Raw genomic sequence first — 17,386 nt, 5'->3', positions numbered from 1 at the left:
ATATATTCGATTTGTTTAATGGGACCACTACCCTCGTCCACAGGGAACATCAAATCAAAAGGATTCTTTATCCATTTTTGACACAGCCACTGCGCATTCAATAGCAATTCTTGTTGCTTCATCTTTTGGAGCTCCCGCCTTTAAAGACATCATCAAAATATTCTGCAAAACTACCCCAAAAAGAATAGGCCATTCTGAAGAATCTTTGCAATATTTTGCAGTCATATTATTATATATGCTTTCCCAACATGACTCAACTTGCTCGTATAAAGACTTGGGATTATTTCCACACACAGTATAGTTTTCATCAGTAAAGTGATTCGCAAAAGACGTAACAATTTCTATCACTTTATCCTTTGGATAATCTGTCACAGCCGTACAAAATGACACAACGCTAAATTTATTTTCCAAAAGGTATTTGTTAAGATCGTCTCCAAAATAAAATTTTCTACCATCTTTAGTCGTCACTTCAGCAATTTTTCCATGTTGTGCAATAACCGAGCGATGACAGGCGTGTCCGGCCATTGCTGCCGCAAATACAAGCTCCATAGTAGCGTCTATTCCCTTAGGTGTTTTGAAATAGGCGTTGAACATTTGCACAACATTACCGGCGTTTTTTGAGATTCTTTTTAATTTTTGCTCATCGTTTTCTTTGAATAATAACATATTCAGACATACCATTCCTAAAAATGTCCCATCGAAGTTAAAAAAGACAACTGTCCATACAAACGTCGATTTATCTCATTAACCAATTAGTTAAATCTAGTACTTTTATTCCTTCTATGTCATAGTCATCATGCTTTGTATTCGCTATCAAAATCTTAGGATATGCATCTTTTATCGCTCTTAGTGGAGACAGCTCTCTTTCCAATGTATCTGAATCAGAAATATTATCTGATACTTGGATATACAGCTTCTCATTTTGTTTCATAGCTACAAAATCTATCTCCTTCTGATACAACTTGCCAACATAAATCTCGTAACCCCTCCTGAGTAATTCTAATGCAACTATATTTTCATATGCTCGTCCATAATCCATATTTCTTGTTCCAAGCAATGCATATCTAAATCCTAAATCGCTAAGATAGTATTTATCTGACGTTTCTAAATACTTTTTTCCACGAATGTCGTATCGTTTTACTTTATAGAACATAAATGCACTGCAGAGATACTTCATATAATTTCCTATTGTTATATGATTCGTCTCAACCTTATTTTGCTTAAAAACATTACTAATCTTACTTGCAGATGTCAGATTGGAAATATTATCCATCATATAATCTGTTAAAGAATCCAAAAGCGCCTCTTCCTTAATACCATACTTGTCTACAAGATCACGTTTTATAATTGTAGTGTAAACATCCTTTATATATGATGCCTGATCCTCTTTTTCGCTGTACACATATGCCCCAGATAAACCACCACTCATAACATATGAATCCAATACATTTGCTGTATTAGAATCATATCCATAGTACTCACAATATTCAGCAAAACTAAATGGATAAACAGGAATTTCTATAAATCTCCCCGTAAATAACGTCGATAAATCTGAGCTTAGCAAAAATGCATTGGAACCTGTAATATAGATATCATATTTTCGGCTGTTATATAAACTATTGATAGCAAGCTCAAATTTTTCACACATTTGAACTTCATCTACAACAATGACATTTGTTTTACCATCAATGTATTGTCCTTCGCAAAAATTATAGAGTTCCTTATATGTTTTTAAATCATCGAATTTTAAATCTGCAAAATCAACGTATATTATATTTGTATCTTCGTTTGTGCGTATCAGTTCCATATATGCTCGCACCAACTCAGACTTTCCAGAACGTCTCAATCCTGTTATTATCTTTATATCAGGAGTATCCTTTAATCGAATGAGTCTATTCAAATAATTTTTTCTTTCAATAATCTTCATATAAATTCCACTTTCAAAACTTCAATCTCTTTTCACTTTTGAAAACATTGTATCACCCACTTTCAAAACTTACAATATTTTTCTTTTTTGAAAATAGATTCACGTGTGAGTTTTTGCTTTATCGAGTAATAACTTAACGTCTTCTTGATTATTAAGTATATGCATTTTTCTATGACAATTAGGACATAATGCAACTGTGTTTTCAATCGAGTCTGCACCACCTTGCGAGAGCCAAATAATGTGATGAGATTCTAGATATGGTTTTCCGTTAGCATCATTAAACGGAGCTGGATTCCCACATAATTGACAAATACCATCTGCTTTAGCTTTTGCATAATCTGCAATACTACCATTTCTGTAAGTCTGCTTACTTAAAGTTTCCTTGGTAACTGGTGTCTCTGAGGAATGTTTTTCAGCACTTTCTTTTAAAGCATTAATATCTTTACCCTGTTTTTCAGCTTTTGAAATAGGTTTGTTACTTGCTAATAATTCAATAGAGAACTTATCAGTACCTTTTCTTTCAAAACTCAAAAGTGAAGTATCATCTAAATCTTCACCATTAGATAAAAGGTTTAAATGCGAAGGATTTAATAAAAGTCTATATTCATCATTTTCAAAAGAAATACTCGTATAAAAATGCTTATTTCCAAGGAAGAGATAAATGCCAGATACATCCTCTTCGTCTGCACCAAAGAACCACCCTATTTCTTTTGGTATTGATAAGTATAGATTGTCATTTATTTCAGGACTTAGTTTTGCAATAGCAAAATTATCATTTTTTATAAGCCAGTCTCCAATTACTCCACGTTTTGCATTATCAGGAACAATAAAACTACTTACTTCTAAATCAGAACGATCTTCATCGAGTAGTTTAATTTCATAGACTGAATCAGCAAATTTATTGATTTCTACTTTTGATGCTATCCTAGTAAAAACATGTTGGTATTCTCTCGATAATCCATTATTACCAACATATGCTCCAAGAAACACATAGCTATCTTCTTCTTTAAAATAACCAAATACTAGACGGATAAAATCCTGTGAAAAACCATCCTCTGATAAATAATCACTCTCTCCTGCTGATGGTTCTTTTTGCTCGGTAATAAATGTTTTATCTGAGCTTATTGTATTTATCCAACTTCCTCTCTCAGCATGTACTGGCTGTCCATCCTTATTAACCAAGAATTTTGGAAACCAAACCCCCCAGTTTGAATATTCATCAAATTCCCATAGCCCATTTTGATGACCATACTTTTTAATATTTGCATTAAAACAATCATTTAATACCCCATCATGCCCTTTAAAGCACTGATGTTTTGAAGCATCTAAAACCTTTTCAGTTACAGCTCCAGCTGGCATTTGTGTCGTATATAAATTTGACTTACTTATTATTTCATCAATTCTCATAGTAATCCCTTTCCTATAAAATAAGACCCAAAACAGCCTATGCCTTATTCAACTTATAATACTTATCTTTCAAATCATTATAGATAGTATAAATGTCATAATTACCATCACCAACTAGCTTACTATCTTTATTGAAAAAACGATATTCTCCTTGTGTTGTATTAAAATACAAATAATCCAGATCTTTTAATGAATAGCCATGTTCCCTGAGTTCATCTTCAGATAAACCTAATGAATCCATATTGTGTTTACCATATGAAATTCCAAATTTACGAAGTCTTTTTAAGCGCACTGATTCACCATTAGGCAGCAATATCTCTTTTCCTTCCGGATAACGTTCTATTAATTTAACGTTAACAGCTACTCTTTTGCCATTATAAGATCCAATTTCAAAAGACACTATTGAACCAACTCTAAATGGCGAATGCCTATATCTAACATTTTCTGAATAGGAAGAAAAGAACAATTCTTCTCCATCATCAGAAACGAGAAACCCAAAACCTTTCATATGGTTGTTATCTACTATTCTTCCGTATTTATAATTCTCAGCGCTGTTCATAGCTGGTCTCCTTACTCATAAAGAAAATACTCAGGAAAATCATTCCTAAAAATATTAGTCAAACTAATAGCAAATTCTCTCTTATAAAAGAACTGATATGTAAAAGGTATCTCTAAATAATCTTCATCATCATCGTATATAAATGGATAAATACTTTTAATATAATCATCTAAACCATAATCATCTTTACGTTCTTCTTCTGAAGCTGATTCATAATTTATTCCATTATCCAGTATGCTTCTAGCATCATAATAATGATCGCTACAGAACAAATCCCATTTTGATGAAACATTGGATGTCATTACATTTTCAGTATAAGCCAGAACAATATCGTGTAATTTTTTTACGGTCTCTTCTTTTGCATCTAAAGCAGCTTTATCAATTAATGTATGAATTTCCAGTAATTTATTAAACCTCTCATCGAAATGACACGATATTGTCATTCCACCATCTTCAACTTCAATATCATTTACCATCCAATCAACAAAATCGATAAGGGCAGTAAAAGTATTTTTTACTAGTTCTCTATCTGTATTCATTTCAATAGCTGTTCCCATATTTAAAATCTCCTTTTTCTTTTCTAAGAGTTTGGTAACATCATCCAAATGAAAATAATCAGCTATTGCATTAACCATAGCTAAATCTACAGGAGAAGTACTAGAACCCAATGTATACCATTTTCTTACTGTTTCTGAAGACACACCGATTCCTTCTGCTAAATCAGAATAAAAATCAATAGTCTTACATTTGTTGCCAGCTTTTCGCTTTTCATTCATACTATGCTGAGCGATATTCTGGAACTTTTCTTTAGAAAATGTATATGTTGTGTTGTTAATTTGATATTCTTTCTTTGCCATGAATGTTACCTCTTTTCTGTTAGCTATAGCTTATGATTGTATTTTACCAAACATACCAAACAAATAAAGACCATCCATGTCTTACCATCTTTTACCAATTCTTATTATAAAATAAAGAACAGAGGCTTTTTATGCCTCTGCCTTATACTATCAACAAACAATTTATTATATATTCATTTGAGTCAATATCAGTTCTCTTTAAATTGGCATAATCGCCCTCAATACTCTCCACTACGTAAAACCAGGTTTCCATATAACCTCCCATTATTTTGAATATTTACTAAGATCATCAATAAATTCTTTGTCTAAATATTTGCAGCACTCTTTTACTGTCATAAGTCTAGAGCCTTTGGCTCTGTTACAGGCCTTGCAGAGTGGGATAAGATTTCTAAAATCATCAGTTCCACCATGATATTTAGGAATGAAATGATCTATAGTCTGCTTATCAGTAGAAACTGCTTTACCACATTTAGCACATAGGCCATTGGATTTGCTCCAAACTTCAGATTTAAGATTCTTTTTCTTCTTTCGTCTCCCCATAGCGTTCAAGCTCCTTTTCAATCCAAGTCATGATTACATCTACTAGATAGTCCTGTTGAATTTGGCTTAGTTCTTTGCCAGGCTGGATTTTATGCCATTTCCTAATGCACTTTCTACAGCAGGTAGCTGTAGCATGCTGAGCAACGAATACAGGATGGCCCTTTGTAGGAGTTTGCTTGCCATCATTAGGGATAACAGCAGGAGCTTCTCTTTTAGCAATGAAATCTGCAGCGTGAGCTCTTATAGTATCTAGCCCTTTCTCATGTATATAGTCTATATCTTTTTGCTTTAATTTAAAACTTGTCCTAAATTTAGAATTGCCCAGCCGTGTAAACAGCTGAGCAAACCATTCTTCTCTTGTCATATAATTTTTATTTAAAAAGGCCTCCTGCAATATCCTTGATATCTTTCATATCAATTTTTCCGTCGGCTAAAGCATCTTTAACCTTCTTAACATCTGCCTCGTCAACCTTAACACCGGCCTTGTTTAATAGGTCTTTGGCCTGATTAACATCTGCAGATTTAAGCTTGTCTAAAAGATCCTTGTTGCCTGCTACCTTAGTAATAATATCCTTAACATCCATTTCAAAACCCCCTTTTGAAAATGATTTTATAGTTCAAACTCTACATGAGTTGTTGTATCCACGAAAGGTACAATAGCATCCTTTGTGGCTGCAAGACGGAGCTCATGTTTTTGATAATTTTTAAATGCATCTTCGCTCTCAAATAATGCTTCTACAGTGACATCTCCATTTGATGAGCTGAGGCAATCCGTGCAAACTACTATACTCTCAAGTCCTGGAATATTACCATTCAATTCTTCAAGCTTTGTCTTAATGTTTGCCTTAATAGCCCCTAAGTTTGGGCCAAAGCACTTGTCCTGTAACTTCCAGATAACTACTTGTTTTATCATTTAAATAATTCTCTCCAATTTCTATCTCTAATGGCTATTAGTTTATCACTTACGTGGGTTTTGTTCCACCTTGTATACCAGCCTACAAATATTACCTATAACAGATGTGGATTAAAAAAATTGGTATAGCGATGAGATTATACAAAAAAAATTTACACAAACCTATGATACAATAGGTCTGTTAACTATAGAAATACGTGAGGTTAATATGGGATTATTTAATAAGGATGTTAAAAATGAAAATAAGGCATCAGATATAAGCACTACCACTGTTGAATCAAAAGTCAATAAGAGATTATATCTTGTTGATTATGAGAATGTTTCAGATGCTGGTCTGGTTGGTGTTGATCAATTATCTGGTAATGATATTGTTGTAATATTTTATGGTTCAAAGGTAAAATCTGTGGCCTATGAATCGCTTATAGCTATAACTAGCTCTTCGGCAAACATAGAGCATGTAAAAGCCGAAAAGACGGCAAAGAATTATTTGGATTTCCAACTAACAACATATCTTGGATATAAGTTGGGACAGAATTCTTATGATGCAATATTCGTTATCAGTAGAGATTCTGGATTTGATGCCGTGGTGGATTTTTGGACTGAAAAGGGATACTCAATAAAGCGTCAGGAATCCATTGTAATAAAAGAAAAAGTGGTTGAAGAAATATCTGAAGAGCAGCCAAAGACTAGACCTAGAAGAACTTACACAAGACGGGCTGGTAATTCTGGAAGAACGACCACAAGAACCGTAAGACAAAAGGTAGTAACAAAACCTCAGCCAAAGAAGCCTAGAACTACTACTCGACCTACTGTTACTGATAAGCAAAAAGCTGAAATCAGAGCTGCACTTAAAGGTGCTGAGTTAAGTGCTCCAGACTATAAGAAAGTGTATGATGCATTTGCATCTTGCGAGAATGCATCTGCTTACAATAATAAACTTCAAAAATCACTTGGTAATGATAAGACTAGTGTAGTTTATAAGGCTACATCAAAGATCTTCGAAAATGCTAAGAAATAAAATGGGCTGCCTTATCGGCAGCCTTTTGGGGTGATATATGAAAAAGTTTCTATCGCTCTTGCGATGATGTTATATTAGTCTTCCATTGCGTTTGTGTAGTGGAAAGTATGTGAAAAGTAAATGAATTCTACTCTTTAGATAATTCTTTTAGATAGAATCTATTCATTGAGCTATGAACGACTTCTTTAGGCCGTTCAATTAGCTTATATCCACATTTTTCATATACATGAATCGCAGTCTTTAAATTTGTATGAGTCTCAAGATACATCCGCTTATAGCCTTTATTTATAGCAGTTTCTTCTACTAATTCTATAAGTTTATAAGATAATCCCTGGCCTTTAGCAGCGTCGGTTAGATAAAGCTTTTGTAGCTCGGCCGTATCATCCATAAAATCAAGTTCTGCCAATCCTATTCCACCAATAATGTTGTTATCATCATCAAGCACAATAAAGTATGCTCTTTGGGGAGATGCCAGATAAAAATCACTGAGATGATTTAGGTTATTGTCAAAGTATACTGTCCCAGGAATATCCAGGTTATGACTTTTAAGATTATCTCTGATTATTTCAGCTAGTATCGAGTTATCATTTGGTTCGAGTAATCTGTAATGCATTTTAAAACCTCATTCCACACTTAGGGCAAAAATCAAAGTCTTCTGATGTCTCATAACCACAGTTATTGCAGTGTTTGAAGAAGCCTCTACCATTGCCTACTTTAGTGAGATCTTGAGGCTTGATTTGTAGGTCTTCTCCTGAAGCTATTCGCTTACCTATTTCAGGATTAAGTTCGTATATACTGCCACAGCAGCTCATCTGAACAAAATATCTTTTATTCCATTTAAAAGTTGGGATAAAGAAAAGAGATAGAACTGTATAGAGCATAAAAACCTGATATCTTCCATATTTTCCACAATTATCGCATATGACGGTCTGACTATAGTCAAAGTCTTTGCGGCCATCAGTTATTCCCATAATAAAAAACATAAATCATTCTTCCTTTAGTAAATCTTTTCTATTTCTTCTGTGATGTCATACATTGCTTTAAACTCAGTCAAATCATCTTGGCTTTTAATAAGCATTATTTCCTCAAAGGCGCCTGTGGCAATATCCCTAAATCCAGCCACCTGCTCACCTGTGCATATGCTAGCTTTAATAATAGGTTTCTTTGTGGTTTTATCATATGCTTTCTTTTCAATCTTTTTCTTGAAAAACATAGTATACCTCTAGATAATCTTTTCCATCTTTACGTGAGGGATTCCATCCTCTAGGAATGGCTCTGAAACAACCTCAAAACCCTCTCTAGCATAATAGCCTTTAGCATATTCCTGGGCTTCAAGATATATCTTCTTTGCTTTGAACTTATTTATAGCAAGTTCTACTCCAGCATGAAGTAATTTACCGCCAAGTCCAGTACCATGCTGTAATGTCACTACTCTTCCAATTTGAGCGACGCCTTCATTTTCATCTTTCCAAAAGACTCTGAAGCAAGCTGCCACTCGATTATTATCATTCCAACAGAAGATATGAATTGCATCTTGATCTTTATCGTCTAGGTCTTGATACGGACAGTCTTGCTCTACGACAAAGATTTCAGCTCTAGTTTTTAGAATTTCATATAATTCAGTTGTTGTGAGTTCGTTGAAGTGTTTAACTAGTAATTTCATGCGTCTGCTCTATCTTTAATGTAATTGTACTACGAACAATTGACACTTATGTTTATAGGTGAGGTATTTCCTGATGATTGATTATCTTTATAATTATTATAGATTTCTGCTATTTCTTCCCTTGAAAAATCTGGAAAGCAAGCGTAGAGGGTTTCTAGTTCCATTCCTGTACTCACGAAGTTTTTTACTGTCATCTGGTCTTTTTTGTTCATTGTTTGCTTCCTTTCCAATATAGGGATTTACTTGATATGGGTTTTCTTTTTCAAATAACAAGTTTCCATCGTAATCTAGTTCATAGTAGTTATCCATGAAGTCATATAGACATATCCTATCTTTTTTCATTTCAAAAGCTGGCTCAGGACCATGATATCTTTCCCAAATATCTCTACCTGAATATTGCCATTTGATTTCAAGATTCTTTGAAACTCTGTAAATATTCATTTCGCCATGAATAATGTAATCTTCTCCATAGATATATGGTCTCTCGGTGGTTCCGTATGGTTCTAAATCAACTTTCTTAACAATTTCCATGGCTTCTACATCAAATAAACATACGAAATTATCAAGAAGCATAAACAGGCCTTTTTCATGAGGAAGAACACATGATTCTACACTAATATAGTGAGGGGCAATGATAAGAACTGAAGTGGATTCACCATCCTTTTCTATATTTAGCGAAAAGCAAGTGTTAAAATCATCAAATGGTACCTCTATAGGAATAACCTTATCATATGGTAGATTATCCATAGAATTTGGATTATATTTAGGTTCAGTATGAACCGTTATGTCATAGTCTTTGTATTTAAATGTTCTCATTTATTTTTAGTGTTCCTACTATAGAGATTCTTTACAAATTCTCTTGCTTCCATATAAGGGATGATAGAAAGAATCTCACCATTTTCATCTGTAAAATAAGAACCTTTTTCTTCATCTCTTATATGATATACAAACATACTCTCTTCTCTATTTGAATTACGTTCTTTTATTATGCTGTATTTACCATCTATAGTTGTTTTTGTCTTTGCGTCACCAGTAAATTTGACTTTGTCTGGTGAAGAAATCTTCTTTGGCTTCTTTGGTTTATTCATTTTTTTCCAGTCATAAACTGGATTCTTTTCTACTAAACGCTTAAAAACCAAATAATCATAATAGAACCAAAGGCTAATTTTTCTACTAGATCGTGTCGTTGAATTAGGACTTACTGGTGGTGCAATCATTCTTTTGGGCGTACTAGGTGAAGACACATATTTGTCTAATAGTTCAGACCTTAAGTTCGACATATAAACTAGTCCTATTTCTTTAATATTTTCAATACCTAATTCATCTGCTAATACCTGATAGAAAAGTCTTATATTGCGTACACATTCATAAACATAGCTTAGTTTCTTATGGTTCTCGAACTCCATATAATTAACAAAGTCTGCAACTGTATCAGGTAACTCGTTTGTAATATTTGTTATTGTTCTACTAATCTTAGCTTCATCTTCTGAAAGATAAAATCCCATAAATACACCTCTTTCCCTTTACAGGGAGAATCAACAAAATTAAAAATAAGAGTGGCTCACTTTCAAGTCATCGTTTATTGTAATTTTATCAGTTTTTACGACTGGATGATAGAAAAATAGCCCCAGGGAGAAGTGTAAAGCCCTGGAGCTTGGTTTTAGAAATATTGGATAGATGTAGCACCATGTATAGGAACGTCTATCCCGTTTTGATATTAGCTTATACTATGGCAAAAAACAAAATTTCAATGGTTGTTTTTATAATTATTATTGTAATGAAATGTTAGTATCTAGTGCTGTACTTTAATTTTATATTACTTAATCTGCTATTTTAAGAAATTTTCAAGTTTGACTCTATTTTCTTCTTCAAATAAATTAATCAAATCATTAAGATTTATTGTTTTATACTCTGTAACCTTATATGCAGTTGCCCATTTTTTTAATTCATCTGTTACCACTTTGTTAACAGCACCTGGTGCAAAAATTCCTTTTGATTCCATTCCTTTGGACAAATCTTCAATTTTTTGTTTTTGCATGTGATTCACCGCGCCTTCAATTTCCATTTTCATATTCTTGGAAACTTTTGTTGCTGTCGGTTTCATCAACGTCACTTCTAGAACAACTTTAGTTTTTCCGAGCGTTAAAACAAAATCTGGTTTAGACGCAGCAGGGTGTGGTAGGTTATATGGCTTGATTAATGTTAAACTTGCTTGATAATCATCTATTATCTTTTTCTTTTTTAAATGTTCAAATAAAAGACTATAATAGTACTCTAAGTATGCTCCTCGATACATTCTTATATCTGAGATAGTTTTTCCTGTTAGTAGAGTATACATATCTAGTTGCTTTTGTATTTTTGTTGTTAATCCTGAATTATTTGTCAAATCTTTAATTTCAGAAATAATTTCTTTTTTAGAAAGTATTGCTCCCTTTGAAAGCATCTTTGAAGTTATATTAATTGAGGCTGTACTACTGGTAAATGGGATACTAGAAGCAGGGTTAACATCTGTCATGTCATAAATATGTGCTATATAGTTGTCCGACGGAAATGCATAAATTGCACCTTTTTTATGGCTAGAAATAGAGAATTCTTGATTATTTGCATCACATTTTGTCGTATTCTCAATTTTAACAATTAGATTTGCGGAGGTTTGATTTCTAATTTCAATCTCAATAGGATAATTAATTCCGTCTTGGCAGAAATAATAATCCCATGTCTTTCGTTCATCGTGATTAAAAACTAATGGCTTTAAACTGCCATACGTTGTCAAAATACCATTCACTTCAGTTTGCTTGCCCGATTTTATATAAATAGCTGTTTTTTTACTGGTTGCTCCTGGATTGGGAATACATGTTCGTTTTCTTTCAATTAAGCCAGTAGCTTCACAAAGAGCCATAAAATAGGCTGCTGAAGGAGCCTTCTCGAGTGCTATATTGCCAAACTTTGTTGACTTAAATTTTTCAACTTGTTTATTTCTTAATACATATTTTTTTGTGCGAAAATTAGTAATCATATTTACTGTCTTAGAAAAATTCTTGTCACTTTTAGATGTCAGAACGAATAAAGCCATCTCTTCTACATCAATATATTGCAACTTATTTAATAGTTTAAGTATGTATCTAAATGGATAAATCGAAACATTTTCACATTTTGGTTGACTTGGATTAGTCAACTGAAGTTTTATCATCTGTGATTTCCATTCATCAGCATTTTCTATCAAAGGAACAACAGGATTAGGTTTCTTGAGGGTATATCCTTTATTGATTAAATCAGCACGATGATTATTTAGAAAAGCATAACCAATTTCTGTTATTTCAAGTCTATTGTTGTTTTCTGTTATAAACCCCATGTATTGAGCAAGAGCTTTTGTTGTTCTAGCCGCTTGTGGCTGCATTGTTGAAGATTTTGATGCACCAAAGTCTACCCTCATTTTTGTTGCAACTGTCGATTGGTTTGATGTTGAAAAATTTAAACATGCTGGGTACTTGTCTAATACTGCTATGAAAGCCAACGTCTGATATACGTTGCATCTCTTTGGTACTATCCAATTATCTAGTTCGCCGGTTGTTCTGCCCATTTTTGTCCCTCCATAGCGTTTAATAGTATTTGTTTTAGTAATAAACGTGTTTTTTCTTTGCTTTCACTATATGCAAATGGTACTTTAATAATTTCAAGAGGTATTGTTTCCAGAAGTCCTTGTTCCTGCAAATGAATGTTATAACTTACCTTTACTTCTTCTAGGTCTTCATTTTTGTGTAGGGGGTATATGAGGAAAAGTTTCTCTGCGTTCCTTTTAGCTGCATAAATCGCCATTTGTTTCATATCATTATCACTAATCTTTAACTTTTTATTATCTTTAACTTTGTGAAAACGATCAATTTCTTTATACTTGGTATCTAAAACGAATGTTTTTTCCCCAACTTCAACCAAAATATCTTCTTTTAACAAAAACGCATTACCGATTACTTCTCCATCGACCAAAAGATCTGCGAGATACTGATCACTTGCTTGTGTTTTTACCTTTGCTATATCACTAAATGTGTCTCGAATAAATCCTCCGATAAAACCTTCAAATAGTATTTCAGCTGGGAAAAGAAAACAAAAAGCATCTGTATTTCCAATATTATATGAATTGACTTTATTCAATAAAAACATTTTACTCATACTAAGAATTATTCTGTAGTTTGAATTCATAGCGCTAAGGTGTATTTTATCGCAGTCATATGGCGAACAATTTACAGTTTCAACCTCACCAAGTTTTATTAGTATATTACGTATTGTGTTTTTATTGGCTGTTTGATTAGATATATTAAGCAAAAAAATACAAGTACATTTAATTATCCTATTCATCAAATTATCAAATACAAAATTTGAATATGTATATTCTAACGCTCCACGATTCCCAGAAGGATATTTTTTTGTCGCATAATCTATAAAGTTAATTTTTCCTTTCACAAAAGAACCTGTTTCAGTTGTATTTTCATATTGAAAATACCTCTGTTTATCTATTGCAGTCCTAACATAATTCACATATATTGTAATAAATAACTCCATCAAATTTTCCGAATTGTCCAATTGCCCCTTCATAGACACAAAAGGAAAATTCAATCGGTCACAATATTCGAGCCAATATACTAAGTTACCTATTAAATCATTAAGTTCAAGATCATCTGTATCATAATCGTCCTCATCTTCTTTAAATATTTTAGGGAAAATATTTAATTGCTCACCTTTAAAAATTATCGTCCCGACATAGTTTTGTAACTTAATGCCATCTTTTCTATCAAAATCAATAAACTGTTGTCTACTTGTGATTTGATAATCCGAATAAAAGATTGAGCGCTGTTCCCAGTTTTCTTGAAGAAAGTGCTCTAGTTCACCTAGTACACCTTCTTTCTGCCATGTACTTGGTAATTTTTTGGATTTTATTTTTGTATATTCAAATCCATTTACCATTTACTCAACCTTCCTCTTTTTTTACCTTTATTCTTCCAGCTGAAGAATCATCAATCTCATATCCAGTTCCTTTAATACACTCGAGTGCTTTTTTTATTTTAGACTCGTCATCATAGAAATATTCGTACAATAATGGTATAACACACCTATTCATGATAGGCTCTATTTCAATTATCGTCTTCCCTATGAAATAAGAGTGTCCTATGAGTAAATCTGTACTCCTTTGTTCTTTTCGAAGATATTCATTTAGTGATTTTAATACATTTCTTAGTTTTTCATCACTTACAAAGGCTGGATTAGGTGCCATCTCAACAAATTCAAATCTTCTTCGTAAAGCAGCATCAATTAGCGAGATTGACTTATCAGCAGAGTTCATTGTTCCTATTATATATAGATTGTTGGGAACCGCAAAGTTTTGCCCCATTGGAAGAGTAACCGACATTTGGTTAAGTTCCCCCCATCTCTTATCCTCTTCAATAAGCGTAATAAGTTCTCCGAATATTTTTGATATATTGCCTCGATTTATTTCATCAATAATAATTACGTAATTATTATTCATATCGCCAATGGCAACATCTGATATTTTTTTGAAAACGCCGTCTACAACACCAAAATTTATCGTATCGCCAGCAGGAATAGGTCTAATTCCCTGAATAAATTCCTCATAACCATAGCTTTGATGAAATGTTGTAAAAGTAATTTGACCACGATTCATATAGAATTCATATTTTTCTATAAGTTCTTTTCGCTCATCTGGAGTCAGTGGATTATTATTTATTTGACGATTTTCTATAATTGCAACTGCATACTCGACTGTTGAATATGTTTTCCCTGTTCCAGGGGCTCCATATATTATTTGATTTATTGGATGTATTTTATTTTTTCGAGGATTTCTTTTTATAAAAAGCTCTTCTTTTTCGATTTTGGTATTGTCATCTGCCTTATCTGTAGTCTCATTATGAATATTTCGTTGTTGCATAATTCTTTTTAGGCGGGAATCAATTTCTGAATCTATTTTTACTGAAACATTATTACTCATGAAAAGCCTTTCTATCCTTTTAGGATTTCGTTAACTATATCTCTTGATTTTTCATTAATAGTAGCTTTTAAATCTGTTTTTTTTCCATCTATGCAAATCAACCCCGCATATTCGAAATTTCCTAAAACATATGAGTGTGATAGTTGATTTTCAATAATATCAGAATCTTTAAAGCGGATATTCCCAGTTCTGTAATCGTTTAAAAATCGATCAAATTCTTGCTCTTCTTGTTCATTATCATCGTTATGCACAATGGTATTTAATAAGTACCATTCCCAATAGTTTAAGTATCTATATCTATTTATCATTTTCAATGTTGCTTTAAGTGGGTGTAAAATCTGACCTTCATCGTTATAGGAATATGCCAAAAGTACTTTTTGATAGTACAACTGATAAATAGACCTTATTTCTTGCATGAGCTCGACATTATCTTTGGTAGGATTCTCTCTCATTAATTTTTCAGTAGCAATTAATTCTAATAGTGTTTTTCCATTTTCAGTATAAATACTTTCTGCAGTGGGAACTTCATTTGCATTTAAAGAACCCTTTTTTACAATATCAAATTCCTCCATCATTCGTTTAATGGTACGCACCTGCCCAGTTGCAATTCCTAACTCATCAGATATGTATTTCTGCAAGGCTGGCCAAGTTTTGTCGCCTACCTTTTGTGGATCATTTAAAATTTCAACAATCCCTAATATTTGCTCGTGAAGTTTGTCTGCTATTTTTCTTCCTTCATACTTCCATCCACGTAGATACATGTCACTCCTCCTTATTTTTTTAAAACCAATATATGATCTATTGCTATTTTCCCACCTTGATTTCCCCTAGGAATTCGAATGTAATGGTTCTGTATCTCGTAACTAATGTGCGTACAATATTCATAACCAACTCCAATTGCTATATCTTTTAACACCTTCCAGCTTTCAATATTTACTTTTCTAATTGTACTATTTCCTATTACAATTACATATCGTGCACCTGGTTTTAATGTTCGATAAACTTCAACCAAGTTTGTTTTCATGTCTTCAAAAAACTTTTTTACCACTAATGCACGTCTTTCATCAAGTGGAAAAATTTTCTCATAGTATTCCGCAAGCAATTTCGAATCACTTAGAATGTCAAGATTTTTAATTTCCTCTTTTACTCGAAAACTCTCTGTTCCAAAATATTTTTTTTTCTTCTCTCTCAACTCATCTTCAGACGCTGTATTCAACCAAAGGTTTTCCAGTCTTAATGTTCTAACATAATCAAATGCGTTGATGTAAGGTGGAGAGGTAATCGCTAAATCAAATGTATTATCATCAGCAAGAATATTTGTAGCAGAACCGCTCACCTCTACCGGTGCAAGTATTTCTCTTCCTAATTCTTCCATGCATTCAAGATATTTGTCTACAGTATCAGAGAACATCTTATTAACTTCGGGTGGATTTTTTATAATTTTATTCGAAACATATGGTTTAGGTGAAATATCATCTGCATTCGAAACTTTTTTTACTATACTTGCCATACATATCAAAAGAAAATCCCTAACATTCTCATCATTAAGTTTATTAATTGAAAAACAAACATATCCAAGATCATTTAAAATATCTTCTCTAAACCAATGTTCGAGATTATTTATCTTCGGTTTCACCACTTCATCCTGTTTATATGCGTGATTTTCCAATACGTCTATTATTCTAGTTGTTTCACTTCGTGCGATTGCAATTTGCTCATTCGACAGCTTACTAGTTTTTACTTTAATAATAAGTTTGGCAACCTCATCTATTTCTGTTCCCATAGCTGGAACTCCAGCTAATGATGACTCTAGTAAAGTTGTTCCACTTCCTGCAAAAGGATCCAATATTTTAGAAGTATCTGGATTTGTGATGTAACTCTTTATAGCCCACCGAGGAATTTCAGGTATAAATTTGCAAGGATATTTAAAAAAATTATGGGTATATGAGTTTGGATTTTGCTGATCAATCACATATATCGAATCGTCAATCACATCTATAGGTAATTCTTTTACAGTTATTTTTTTATTAGACATACAACACTCTCCCTTAAGTATTTTCCGTTTTTCTTTGTTTTCTCGTATTGTTGAGAGCTAGTAATGATATATCTATCAACCTCAATTTTATCTACTTTGAAACCAATCGATTTGGCGTATTCTGCCAATATCAAGTCTGTGGGAATAATCTCCCCACCATATGCTGAATTACCAACCACGATTGCACAAAAACCTCCAGATTTTAGAGTGTTATAACAATTATCGATAATATTAAACATATCTTCGAAATAACCGTTCAGCATTTTGGGTATTCTCTTATCCCATAATTCAGTTTTTTGAACTCTTTCCATCACATTATCTAACAAGTCTAAATTCTTTTTTGACTCAAAATTATCTTTGTATTTAAAGTTTAAATGTGATTTTAATGATTTTTGTCTTAATAATTTTAGATCATCGTAACTTTCAACAAAATCACCAAACCACAATTCCAATTTATATATCTCTGTAT

At 32.7% G+C, this 17,386-nt stretch carries 22 protein-coding genes; 1 reads left to right on the top strand and 21 read right to left on the bottom strand.

Features of this window, described 5'->3' with window-relative positions:
• Positions 1 to 54: 54 nt before the first annotated feature.
• The 9 genes from BO15_RS0112400 to BO15_RS0112360 form a co-directional block, all read right to left on the bottom strand.
• The gene (locus tag BO15_RS0112400; protein WP_033154910.1) at positions 55 to 666 is read right to left on the bottom strand and encodes a hypothetical protein; all 612 of its coding nucleotides are present in this window, start codon (positions 664 to 666) and stop codon (positions 55 to 57) included.
• Between the two features lie 70 nt (positions 667 to 736).
• A complete protein-coding gene (locus BO15_RS0112395; RefSeq protein WP_033154909.1) occupies positions 737 to 1,927 on the bottom strand; it encodes an ATP-binding protein in 1,191 nt (396 codons plus the stop codon).
• 99 nt (positions 1,928 to 2,026) lie between these two features.
• Complete coding sequence (locus BO15_RS13370; RefSeq protein ID WP_052169958.1) at positions 2,027 to 3,334, bottom strand: HNH endonuclease; 1,308 nt, start codon at positions 3,332 to 3,334, stop codon at positions 2,027 to 2,029.
• Between the two features lie 37 nt (positions 3,335 to 3,371).
• A complete protein-coding gene (locus BO15_RS0112385) occupies positions 3,372 to 3,893 on the bottom strand; it encodes a cold-shock protein (RefSeq protein WP_033154908.1) in 522 nt (173 codons plus the stop codon).
• A gap of 11 nt (positions 3,894 to 3,904) precedes the next feature.
• A complete protein-coding gene (locus tag BO15_RS0112380) occupies positions 3,905 to 4,750 on the bottom strand; it encodes a hypothetical protein (protein WP_033154907.1) in 846 nt (281 codons plus the stop codon).
• A 264-nt stretch (positions 4,751 to 5,014) separates the two neighbouring features.
• The gene (locus tag BO15_RS0112375; protein ID WP_052169957.1) at positions 5,015 to 5,290 is read right to left on the bottom strand and encodes an HNH endonuclease; all 276 of its coding nucleotides are present in this window, start codon (positions 5,288 to 5,290) and stop codon (positions 5,015 to 5,017) included.
• The gene (locus BO15_RS0112370) at positions 5,259 to 5,654 is read right to left on the bottom strand and encodes a DUF4186 domain-containing protein (RefSeq protein WP_033154906.1); all 396 of its coding nucleotides are present in this window, start codon (positions 5,652 to 5,654) and stop codon (positions 5,259 to 5,261) included. Before BO15_RS0112370 ends, BO15_RS0112375 begins: the two co-directional genes overlap by 32 nt.
• A 7-nt stretch (positions 5,655 to 5,661) precedes the next feature.
• Complete coding sequence (locus tag BO15_RS0112365; protein WP_033154905.1) at positions 5,662 to 5,874, bottom strand: hypothetical protein; 213 nt, start codon at positions 5,872 to 5,874, stop codon at positions 5,662 to 5,664.
• A gap of 26 nt (positions 5,875 to 5,900) precedes the next feature.
• Complete coding sequence (locus BO15_RS0112360) at positions 5,901 to 6,203, bottom strand: Dabb family protein (RefSeq protein WP_052169956.1); 303 nt, start codon at positions 6,201 to 6,203, stop codon at positions 5,901 to 5,903.
• Positions 6,204 to 6,411: 208 nt separating this feature from the next.
• Between BO15_RS0112360 and BO15_RS13365 the strand changes: the two genes are divergently transcribed.
• A complete protein-coding gene (locus BO15_RS13365; RefSeq protein ID WP_052169955.1) occupies positions 6,412 to 7,221 on the top strand; it encodes a PIN domain-containing protein in 810 nt (269 codons plus the stop codon).
• Positions 7,222 to 7,348: 127 nt separating this feature from the next.
• Here BO15_RS13365 and BO15_RS0112350 read toward each other — a convergent pair whose 3' ends face one another.
• The 12 genes from BO15_RS0112350 to BO15_RS0112295 form a co-directional block, all read right to left on the bottom strand.
• Positions 7,349 to 7,834, bottom strand: a complete 486-nt coding sequence (locus BO15_RS0112350; RefSeq protein WP_033154904.1) for a GNAT family N-acetyltransferase — start codon at positions 7,832 to 7,834, stop codon at positions 7,349 to 7,351.
• 1 nt (position 7,835) lies between these two features.
• Positions 7,836 to 8,204 carry a zinc ribbon domain-containing protein gene (locus BO15_RS0112345; protein WP_033154903.1) on the bottom strand — a complete coding sequence of 123 codons (369 nt, stop codon included), beginning with the start codon at positions 8,202 to 8,204 and terminating at the stop codon, positions 7,836 to 7,838.
• Between the two features lie 14 nt (positions 8,205 to 8,218).
• Positions 8,219 to 8,434: a hypothetical protein gene (locus tag BO15_RS0112340; RefSeq protein WP_033154902.1), complete on the bottom strand. Its 216-nt coding sequence runs from the start codon at positions 8,432 to 8,434 to the stop codon at positions 8,219 to 8,221.
• Positions 8,435 to 8,443: 9 nt separating this feature from the next.
• On the bottom strand, positions 8,444 to 8,884 hold the full coding sequence (locus tag BO15_RS0112335; protein ID WP_033154901.1) for a GNAT family N-acetyltransferase: 441 nt from the start codon (positions 8,882 to 8,884) through the stop codon (positions 8,444 to 8,446).
• Positions 8,885 to 8,980: 96 nt separating this feature from the next.
• Positions 8,981 to 9,700, bottom strand: coding sequence for a hypothetical protein (locus BO15_RS13360; RefSeq protein WP_052169954.1), 720 nt, complete (start codon positions 9,698 to 9,700; stop codon positions 8,981 to 8,983).
• Positions 9,697 to 10,389, bottom strand: a complete 693-nt coding sequence (locus BO15_RS0112325) for a hypothetical protein (RefSeq protein WP_033154900.1) — start codon at positions 10,387 to 10,389, stop codon at positions 9,697 to 9,699. The genes BO15_RS13360 and BO15_RS0112325 overlap by 4 nt, the downstream gene beginning before the upstream one ends.
• Positions 10,390 to 10,712: 323 nt before the next feature.
• Entirely contained in the window at positions 10,713 to 12,464 is a 1,752-nt protein-coding gene (locus tag BO15_RS0112320; protein WP_033154899.1) for an AlwI family type II restriction endonuclease, read from the bottom strand.
• A complete protein-coding gene (locus BO15_RS0112315) occupies positions 12,440 to 13,843 on the bottom strand; it encodes an McrC family protein (protein ID WP_033154898.1) in 1,404 nt (467 codons plus the stop codon). The genes BO15_RS0112320 and BO15_RS0112315 overlap by 25 nt, the downstream gene beginning before the upstream one ends.
• Before the next feature lie 4 nt (positions 13,844 to 13,847).
• The gene (locus BO15_RS0112310) at positions 13,848 to 14,882 is read right to left on the bottom strand and encodes an McrB family protein (RefSeq protein ID WP_052169953.1); all 1,035 of its coding nucleotides are present in this window, start codon (positions 14,880 to 14,882) and stop codon (positions 13,848 to 13,850) included.
• A gap of 11 nt (positions 14,883 to 14,893) precedes the next feature.
• Positions 14,894 to 15,643, bottom strand: a complete 750-nt coding sequence (locus tag BO15_RS0112305) for a hypothetical protein (RefSeq protein ID WP_033154897.1) — start codon at positions 15,641 to 15,643, stop codon at positions 14,894 to 14,896.
• Between the two features lie 11 nt (positions 15,644 to 15,654).
• A complete protein-coding gene (locus BO15_RS0112300) occupies positions 15,655 to 16,917 on the bottom strand; it encodes a DNA methyltransferase (RefSeq protein ID WP_033154896.1) in 1,263 nt (420 codons plus the stop codon).
• Positions 16,899 to 17,386 (bottom strand): hypothetical protein (locus tag BO15_RS0112295; protein WP_033154895.1); only part of this gene is annotated, 488 nt, incomplete at its 5' end. The genes BO15_RS0112300 and BO15_RS0112295, both read right to left, overlap by 19 nt.

It is taken from the genome of Pseudobutyrivibrio ruminis HUN009, assembly GCF_000703005.1.
Lineage (GTDB): Bacteria > Bacillota > Clostridia > Lachnospirales > Lachnospiraceae > Pseudobutyrivibrio > Pseudobutyrivibrio ruminis_A.
The sequence above is the reverse complement of the archived record's forward strand: the minus strand, read 5'-3'. Positions and strand labels throughout refer to the sequence as shown.

Coding starts and splice junctions, on each gene's coding strand:
- BO15_RS0112325 (WP_033154900.1), bottom strand. CDS start 10,389: ATGGGATTTTATCTTTCAGAAGATGAAGCTAAGATTAGTAGAACAATA.
- BO15_RS0112365 (WP_033154905.1), bottom strand. CDS start 5,874: ATGGATGTTAAGGATATTATTACTAAGGTAGCAGGCAACAAGGATCTT.
- BO15_RS0112305 (WP_033154897.1), bottom strand. CDS start 15,643: ATGTATCTACGTGGATGGAAGTATGAAGGAAGAAAAATAGCAGACAAA.
- BO15_RS0112335 (WP_033154901.1), bottom strand. CDS start 8,884: ATGAAATTACTAGTTAAACACTTCAACGAACTCACAACAACTGAATTA.
- BO15_RS0112380 (WP_033154907.1), bottom strand. CDS start 4,750: ATGGCAAAGAAAGAATATCAAATTAACAACACAACATATACATTTTCT.
- BO15_RS0112340 (WP_033154902.1), bottom strand. CDS start 8,434: ATGTTTTTCAAGAAAAAGATTGAAAAGAAAGCATATGATAAAACCACA.
- BO15_RS0112375 (WP_052169957.1), bottom strand. CDS start 5,290: ATGGGGAGACGAAAGAAGAAAAAGAATCTTAAATCTGAAGTTTGGAGC.
- BO15_RS13370 (WP_052169958.1), bottom strand. CDS start 3,334: ATGAGAATTGATGAAATAATAAGTAAGTCAAATTTATATACGACACAA.
- BO15_RS0112345 (WP_033154903.1), bottom strand. CDS start 8,204: ATGTTTTTTATTATGGGAATAACTGATGGCCGCAAAGACTTTGACTAT.
- BO15_RS0112400 (WP_033154910.1), bottom strand. CDS start 666: ATGTTATTATTCAAAGAAAACGATGAGCAAAAATTAAAAAGAATCTCA.
- BO15_RS13365 (WP_052169955.1), top strand. CDS start 6,412: ATGGGATTATTTAATAAGGATGTTAAAAATGAAAATAAGGCATCAGAT.
- BO15_RS0112315 (WP_033154898.1), bottom strand. CDS start 13,843: ATGGTAAATGGATTTGAATATACAAAAATAAAATCCAAAAAATTACCA.
- BO15_RS0112350 (WP_033154904.1), bottom strand. CDS start 7,834: ATGCATTACAGATTACTCGAACCAAATGATAACTCGATACTAGCTGAA.
- BO15_RS0112320 (WP_033154899.1), bottom strand. CDS start 12,464: ATGGGCAGAACAACCGGCGAACTAGATAATTGGATAGTACCAAAGAGA.
- BO15_RS13360 (WP_052169954.1), bottom strand. CDS start 9,700: ATGAGAACATTTAAATACAAAGACTATGACATAACGGTTCATACTGAA.
- BO15_RS0112360 (WP_052169956.1), bottom strand. CDS start 6,203: ATGATAAAACAAGTAGTTATCTGGAAGTTACAGGACAAGTGCTTTGGC.
- BO15_RS0112385 (WP_033154908.1), bottom strand. CDS start 3,893: ATGAACAGCGCTGAGAATTATAAATACGGAAGAATAGTAGATAACAAC.
- BO15_RS0112395 (WP_033154909.1), bottom strand. CDS start 1,927: ATGAAGATTATTGAAAGAAAAAATTATTTGAATAGACTCATTCGATTA.
- BO15_RS0112310 (WP_052169953.1), bottom strand. CDS start 14,882: ATGAGTAATAATGTTTCAGTAAAAATAGATTCAGAAATTGATTCCCGC.
- BO15_RS0112300 (WP_033154896.1), bottom strand. CDS start 16,917: ATGTCTAATAAAAAAATAACTGTAAAAGAATTACCTATAGATGTGATT.
- BO15_RS0112370 (WP_033154906.1), bottom strand. CDS start 5,654: ATGACAAGAGAAGAATGGTTTGCTCAGCTGTTTACACGGCTGGGCAAT.